This window comes from Streptomyces sp. WELS2 (genome assembly GCF_013870595.1).
In the GTDB taxonomy this organism is placed as follows: domain Bacteria; phylum Actinomycetota; class Actinomycetes; order Streptomycetales; family Streptomycetaceae; genus Streptomyces.
Genome location: NZ_JACBWZ010000294.1, coordinates 1 through 7,043, shown reverse-complemented (window position 1 = coordinate 7,043; position 7,043 = coordinate 1). Strand labels below are relative to the sequence as shown.

General features: G+C 73.6%; 6 protein-coding genes and 1 pseudogene. 6 read left to right on the top strand and 1 reads right to left on the bottom strand.

Annotated elements, in window-relative coordinates:
- Both ccsB and H5J33_RS18210 read left to right on the top strand, forming a co-directional pair.
- Positions 1 to 822, top strand: an 822-nt coding sequence (gene ccsB / locus H5J33_RS18215; RefSeq protein WP_181795997.1) for a c-type cytochrome biogenesis protein CcsB, incomplete at its 5' end; no start/stop codon positions are given.
- 108 nt (positions 823 to 930) lie between these two features.
- Positions 931 to 1,359, top strand: coding sequence for an SRPBCC domain-containing protein (locus H5J33_RS18210; protein ID WP_181795996.1), 429 nt, complete (start codon positions 931 to 933; stop codon positions 1,357 to 1,359).
- Between the two features lies 1 nt (position 1,360).
- Here H5J33_RS18210 and H5J33_RS18205 read toward each other — a convergent pair whose 3' ends face one another.
- A complete protein-coding gene (locus H5J33_RS18205) occupies positions 1,361 to 2,767 on the bottom strand; it encodes a condensation domain-containing protein (RefSeq protein WP_181795995.1) in 1,407 nt (468 codons plus the stop codon).
- A 291-nt stretch (positions 2,768 to 3,058) separates the two neighbouring features.
- Here H5J33_RS18205 and H5J33_RS18200 point away from each other — a divergent pair, with 291 nt between their 5' ends.
- From H5J33_RS18200 to H5J33_RS18185, 4 genes and pseudogenes are all read left to right on the top strand, one after another.
- Positions 3,059 to 4,360 carry a hypothetical protein gene (locus H5J33_RS18200; RefSeq protein ID WP_309485430.1) on the top strand — a complete coding sequence of 434 codons (1,302 nt, stop codon included), beginning with the start codon at positions 3,059 to 3,061 and terminating at the stop codon, positions 4,358 to 4,360.
- 399 nt (positions 4,361 to 4,759) lie between these two features.
- Positions 4,760 to 5,848 carry a prenyltransferase/squalene oxidase repeat-containing protein gene (locus H5J33_RS18195; protein ID WP_181795998.1) on the top strand — a complete coding sequence of 363 codons (1,089 nt, stop codon included), beginning with the start codon at positions 4,760 to 4,762 and terminating at the stop codon, positions 5,846 to 5,848.
- Positions 5,845 to 6,492, top strand: coding sequence for an SCO2322 family protein (locus H5J33_RS18190; RefSeq protein WP_181795994.1), 648 nt, complete (start codon positions 5,845 to 5,847; stop codon positions 6,490 to 6,492). The genes H5J33_RS18195 and H5J33_RS18190 overlap by 4 nt, the downstream gene beginning before the upstream one ends.
- Positions 6,479 to 7,043, top strand: a pseudogene (locus H5J33_RS18185) (energy-coupling factor transporter transmembrane protein EcfT); the annotation flags it as partial. The gene H5J33_RS18190 and the pseudogene H5J33_RS18185, both read left to right, overlap by 14 nt.

Here is a 7,043-nt window from a genome sequence, read left to right as displayed (position 1 = left end):
GGCGCGCGGGACGTGCCGGACGGGCCCGGCGCGCACGGCGGCGACGAGCAGGGCGACCTGTACGGCCGGATCGCCATCTCGCTGACCGTGCTCGCCTTCCTGGTGGAGCTGTCCGGTGTCGTCGCCCGCGCGGCGTCCGTGCAGCGGGCGCCGTGGGGCAACATGTACGAGTTCAACATCACCTTCTCCACGGTGGCCGTCGGCGTGTACCTGGTGCTGCTGGCGCTGAAGAAGAACGTGCGCTGGCTCGGGCTGTTCCTCATCACCACGGTCCTGCTCGACCTGGGCCTCGCGGTCACCGTCCTGTACACGGCCAGCGACCAGCTGGTGCCCGCCCTGCACTCGTACTGGCTGTACATCCACGTCTCCACCGCGATCTTCTGCGGCGCGGTGTTCTACGTCGGCGCGGTCGCCACGATCCTGTACCTGTTCAAGGACTCGTACGAGAACAAGCTCCAGACCGGCGGCAAGCCCGGCGGCTTCGCCCGCTCGGTGCTGGAGCGGCTGCCCGCCTCCGCGTCCCTGGACAAGTTCGCCTACCGGGTCAACGCGGCCGTCTTCCCGCTGTGGACGTTCACGATCATCGCGGGCGCGATCTGGGCGGGCGACGCCTGGGGCCGGTACTGGAACTGGGACCCGAAGGAGACCTGGTCCTTCATCACCTGGATCGCCTACGCCTGCTACCTGCACGCGCGGGCCACGGCCGGCTGGAAGGGCCGCAAGGCCGCCTACCTGGCGCTGATCGCGTTCGGCTGCTGGCTGTTCAACTACTACGGCGTCAACATCTTCGTCACCGGCAAGCACTCCTACGCGGGCGTGTAAGCACCCTTTCCGGTACGAGGCCGGTTTCCGTGACGCGGGTCACGGGGGCCGGCCTTCGCCGTTCCCGGCAGGCGTGCGTGAACCCGGGGCCGGGGGCAGGCTGGAGTCATGAGCGGTTCCATCGCACAGGGTTCCAGCCAGACCCACGGGAACACGCGCATCCTGCACTTCGTCGTGCGGCTCCCGCGGCGCATGGAGGAGGTCTGGCCCGCGGTGTCCACGCCCGAGGGGCTGGCCGCCTGGTGGACCCGCGCCGAGGTGCTCGAACCCCGGCTCGGCGGCGCGGTCACCCTGGCCGGGCTGGGCAGCGGGCACGTCACCGCGTGGGACGTGGACCGGGTGGCGGAGTACACGGTCGGGGGCGGTGGCCGGATCCGGTTCCACCTGGAACGCGAGGGGGAGGACGGCAGCGCGCTCCGCTTCACCCACGAGTTCCAGGGCGAGGAGGAGACGGAGCGGCGCTGGCGGGACCGGTTCGAACGGCTGATCGAACTGGAGGGAGGGGGGCGGGCCCGGTCCGGCGCGGGCCCCCGGTGACCTACGACACCGCGGACAGGCTGCCGTCGGCCACCGAGGCGATCCGGTCCCGCAGCCGTTCCACGTACAGCCGCATGTTCTTCGCCGCGACGTCCGTGTCCGGGTACCGGCTCGCCAGCCACAGCCCCTCGGGCAGCCGGTTGACCCACACGCACACCTGGTCGCCGTACGACACCCGCAGCAGCCCGTACGCCCTCAGCTCGGCCCACCGCCCGGCGCCCGGCAGGCCGCGGGTGTCGACGTAGGACACGATCGAGTACAGGTCGGGGGAGACCGGCCGGAAGTCGGCGCCCAGCAGGCGCAGTACCCGGGCCAGCGGCATCCGGGCCAGCGCCCGGTTGGCCCGCAGCTCCGCCCGTACCGCCCGCAGCGCCTCCGGGAAGCCGCGGGTGCGGCCGACGGGCACCTCGATGGGGGCGCCGCCCACGTACCAGCCCACCGACTCGCTCCAGCGGGAGGCGACCCGGGTGTGGAAGGGCACCACGGTCCGGTACACCGGCTGCCCGCCGAGTTCGTGCACGATCAGCCCGGTCGCGGCCAGCAGCCCGGTCATGCTGCCGCCGTAGGGCCGGCAGTACGCCTCGAACGCGGCGGCCGTGTCCGCGTCGGCCAGCGGCTCGGCCAGCATCCGCTGCCGGGGCAGCGGATCACCCGGCGCGAGGCCCAGGTCGACCGGGAAGCCCGGCAGGGTGCCGTCGCAGCGGCGGATGAACTCCCGCCAGCGCTCCACGACCGCGTGCCGGCCGTCGACGCCGTCGGCGTGCGACCGCTCGAGCTCGCAGAAGTCGACGTAACTGGCGGCCGCGGCGGACGCCTCAGCCCCGCCCGCGTCCGTGCCCGCCGTGTACAGCTCGTGGATCTCGGCGGGCATCCGCTGCACCGAGTAGGCGTCGACGTTGCTGTGGTCGAAGGCCAGGTACACGCTCGCGCCGTCGTCCCGGACGACCGCCGCGTACACGAGGTTCGGCCAGCGCAGCGCGTCGGCGATCGTGTCGAAGCGGTCCTGGAGGTGCCGGACCAGACCGTCGGCGTCGGGGAAGTGACCCGCCTCCCGCCGGTGCAGCGACACGTCGGCCGCGTCCAGGGTGAACCGGCGCAGCTCGTCACCGGCCCAGCGGAAGCCGCTGCGCAGCGTCTCGTGCCGTACGGTCCAGGTGTGCAGGGCCCGCTCCAGCGCGTCCAGGTCGACCGGGCCGGGCAGGTCGAAGGCGGCGCCGAGCCAGGTCGGCACGAACAACCCGTCCTCCCTCAGCGACCGGGCCGTCCTGATGTGCGACTCCTGGATGTAGGCGGGCGGCCGGGAGTCCTCGGGGAGTGCCGCCGCCGCCGCGACGGTCGCCGGGCTCAGCGTCCACTCGACGAGCCGTCCCGGCCGTACCTCGCAGCGCTGGATGTCAGTGATTCGCACGCGTCTCCCATCGAAGAAGGGGCCCCCGGATGCGGGCCCCCTCCAAGGCAATGCCGTGGGACGCGGCCGGGACATGCCCGTCCGGGCCATTTCAACGGAACGGGTGGCGGGCCGAACGCGGAAGTGATTTACGGTCGGTGACCCCCGGCCCCGGCCGCCGGCCCCGTGAACGAAGGCTTCCGCAATTGTCTGACTGACGTTCATCTCCCTTACCCGGCACGTTGGTTGGGCGTTCCGGCGGCCGTCGTCCGGTCCGTGCACGATCCTGCCCCGCCGACGCAGGAGAATCGGGTGGCCACTCACAGATCCGACAGCGACAGGCCCAGGTCGAGCCGCGAGCCCCGCCTGAAGGTCGGCGCCCCGGCGGTCGCGCCCGTGCGCCGCTCGGCGGTACGCAGACTCCTCCCGCGTGCCGTCGCCGTCGCCACCGCGCTGTGCGCGATCGTCGTCCTCGTCCAGGGGCACGCGGCGCTGCCGTTCCAGCGGATCGTCACCATCGAGGCCAAGATGGCCTCCAAGGCCGACTTCTTCGAGGACCCCGAGGTCCGGCGGCTGCTCGTGCGGCACGGCTACCGCGTCCACCTCACCCGCATGGGCTCCCGGGGCATCGCCACCCAGCGCTACGACGGCTACGACATCGTCTTCCCGTCCGGACAGCCCGCCGCCGACCTGATCACCTCCCGCCGCGCGGCCGAGGGCCACCCGGCGACGACGTACCGCCCGTTCGTCAGCCCGATCGTGCTCGGCACCTACCGGGAGTACGCCGAGACCCTCCGGGAGGCCGGGATCGCCACCCCGCTGCCGGGCGTGCCGGCCGGGGCCAAGCCGATGTACTACTCCCTGGACATGCGGAAGTTCCTCGGCGCCTCCGCCGCCGGGCGCCGCTGGGACGACCTCGGCACCGACCGGCGCGGCCGGCGCGTCGGCATCGGCCGGTACGGCATCCACAACGGCAACAAGGTCCTCGCCCAGACCTCCGACATCTGCCAGGCCAACTCCGCCGGCACCTATCTCGGCCTGGTCTCCTACGTCTGGAACCACGAGGACATCCCGCAGACCCCGGCCGAGGCCACCCGCTTCGCCGAACGCGTCCGGCTCCTCCTCAACGACCAGGGCATGCCGTCCTCCGAGAAGAACGAGACCTACGTCTCCGCCGAGGGCAAGAGCATCTCCCCGATCGCCGTCATCTACGAGCACCAGTTCCTCGCCCACCAGATCGCCACCCGGTCCGCCACCGGACACGTCGACGCCGAACGGGTCCTGCTCTACCCCTCGGCCCGCTTCGTCACCGAACCCCAGCTCATCGCGCTCACCCCGCGCGGCGACGCCCTCGGCGACCTGATCACCAGGGACCCGGCGCTGCAACGGCGCGCGATGGAACTCGGCTTCAGGGTCCGCGACGCCCAGGGCGGCTCCGCCACCAGCGACGCCCTGACCCGCTTCCTGACCGGGCGCGGCATCCAGGCCCCCGTGCTCTCCGACGACGACACCAAGGCCGTACTGCCCCGCCTCGACCTGCTGGAACGCATGATCGAAACCGTCGGCGACTGCCCCCCGGCCGCCCCCGCCGCACCCTCCGGGGAGACCCCATGACGCCCACCCCCCGCACCCTGCCGCTCGGACCGCTGTGCCTGTGCCTGGTGCTGGCCGTGGTGCTCGGCGGGCTCACCGCCTGCTCCGGCGACGGCGGCCCCAAGACCACCCTGCGCGTCCTGGCCAGCGACGAACTCACCGACATGAAGCCGCTGCTCGACCGGCTCCGCGAGGACACCGGCGTCCGCCTGGACATGGACTACCGCGCCACCAACGAGGCCTCCGACACCCTGCTCACCGGCCGCCACTCCTACGACCTGGCCTGGCTCTCCTCCGACCGCTACCTGCGCCTGCGGGCCAAGCGCGCCTCCGCCGGAGCCACCCCCGCCACCGGAGTGCAGAGCGCCTCCATCATGCGCTCACCCGTCCCCGTCGCCGAAGGCCGCGGTCCCCTCCGGGCTGTACGGCAAGGGCGACCCGACGTACGACGGCGTGTGGCGGCAGTCGCTGACGCTGGTCGCGCAGCGGACCCTCGGCTACAAGCCCGCCCCCGCCGCCGTGGACTGGCTCACCGGCCAGCAGTGCGCGGACGGCGCCTTCGCCGCCTTCCGGGCCGCCCCCGACAAGCCCTGCGACGACAAGCCGAAGGCGGACACCAACAGCACGGCCGCCGCCGTCCAGGCCCTCGCCGCGGCCGGCGGGCACGGCGCCGTCGTGGAGAAGGCCGTGGCCTGGCTGAAGTCCGTCCAGAACAAGGACGGCGGCTGGAGCTACTACCCGGGCGACCCCAGCGACACCAACTCCACCTCCGTCGTGATCGGCGCCCTCGCCGCCGCCGGCACCGACCCGGCGTCGGTCCGCAAGTCCGGCAAGTCCCCCTACGACGCCCTGCCCGCCTGGTCCATCCCCTGCGACCAGGACGGCGGCGGCGCCCTCGCCTTCCAGCCGGACAAGAAGGGCGACCTGCTCCCGAACGCCGACGCCACCGCCGCCGGTCTGCTCGGCGCCCTCGGCAAGGGCTTCGTGGCCCGCGCAGGCCGGGCCCCCGCCAAGGACACCTGCGTCAAGGCGACCTCCCGCACCCAGGTCGCCGACAACGCCGGCGCCTACCTCGCGGCGGCCGTCGCCAAGACCGGGCACCTGGAGTCCACCCTGCCCGGTGCCAAGGCCCAGCCGGACTTCGGCAACACCGCGGACGCCGTCGTCGCGCTCGCCGCGGACGGCCGCGTCGAACCGGCCCGCAAGGCCTACGCCTGGCTGGAGAAGAACGCCAGCCCGTGGGCGGAGCAGAGCGGCCCCGCCGCCTACGCCCAGCTGATCCTGGCCGCCCACGCCCTCGGCGAGCAGCCGGGCGACTTCAACGGCACCAGCCTGGTCAGCGCCCTCGACTCGCAGGGCCCGGCGCCGCAGATGGACACCTCGGGCCAGCGGCACGAGGAGAAGAAGAAGGAGTCCCGGAACCGGGGCTGGTGGATCTTCGGCGTCTGCCTCGTCGCCAGCATCGGTGTCGGGTTCCTGATCAGCGGCCGGAAGAAGCGGCAGCCGTGACCGCCGTCCGCCGTACCGCGCCGGTGCTCGCCGCCGCGCTGCTCCTCCTCGTCTGCGCCGGGCGGGCCGGTGCGACCGGCTACCGCTACTGGTCCTTCTGGGAGCGCACCGGCGGCCACTGGACGTACGCGACGCAGGGCCCGGCCTCCGTCCGGCCCGACGACGGCGCGGTGCAGGGGTTCCGGTTCACCGTGGGCGCGGACGCCGCGGACGCCGGCCGGCCGCGCGGTACGGCGGACTTCGGCACGATCTGCGCGGACACCCCGGCGAAGTCCGGGTCCAAGCGGGTGGCCCTGGTCCTGGACTTCGGCACGCCCGCGGACGCGCCGTCCGGCGAGATGCCGCCGAAGGGCCGGACCGTGTGCGCGCGGGTGCCGTCCGACGCGTCCACCGCGGACGCGCTCGCCGCGGTGGCGGGGCCGCTGCGCTACGACACCAACGCCCTGCTGTGCGCCATCGCGGGCTACCCGCACAAGGGCTGCGGCGAGCAGGTCTCCACGGACCACAAGCCGACCGGCGCCGCCGAGCCCGACGACTCCGGCTCCGGGCCGTCCCTCGGCCTGCCGATCGGCGTGGGGGTGGTGGGCCTGCTGGTGGGCGCGGCGATATGGCAGTCCCGACGGCGGCGCAATGCGTCCGGGTGACCCCGGCCCGTCCCGCACCACCAGGTTCCGCCCCGCTCTCCACCCCGGTGCCTGGTGGCTCTGGGCGATATCCCTCGGCGTGGCCGCCACCCGTACCACCAACCCCCTCCTGCTGGCCCTGCTCCTCGCGGCCTCCGGCTACGTCGTGGCGACGCACCGCTCCCCCGCGCCCTGGGCCCGCTCGTACACCGCGTTCGTCCGCCTGGCGCTCGCCGTCGTCCTCGTCCGCGTCCTGTTCGCGGTGGCGCTCGGCTCGCCCATACCCGGCACGCACACCCTGCTCACCCTCCCCGAAGTGCCCCTCCCCCACTGGGCGCAGGGCATCCGGCTCGGCGGCCGGGTGACCGCCGAGGCGGTGCTCTTCGCCGCCTACGACGGCCTGAAGCTCGCCACGCTGCTCGTCTGCGTCGGCGCCGCGAACGCCCTCGCCAGCCCCGCCCGGCTGCTCAAGTCGCTGCCCGGCGCGCTGTACGAGACGGGCGTGGCCGTGGTCGTCGCGCTCACCTTCGCCCCGCACCTGATCGCCGACGTCCGCCGCGCAGCCGGCGGGC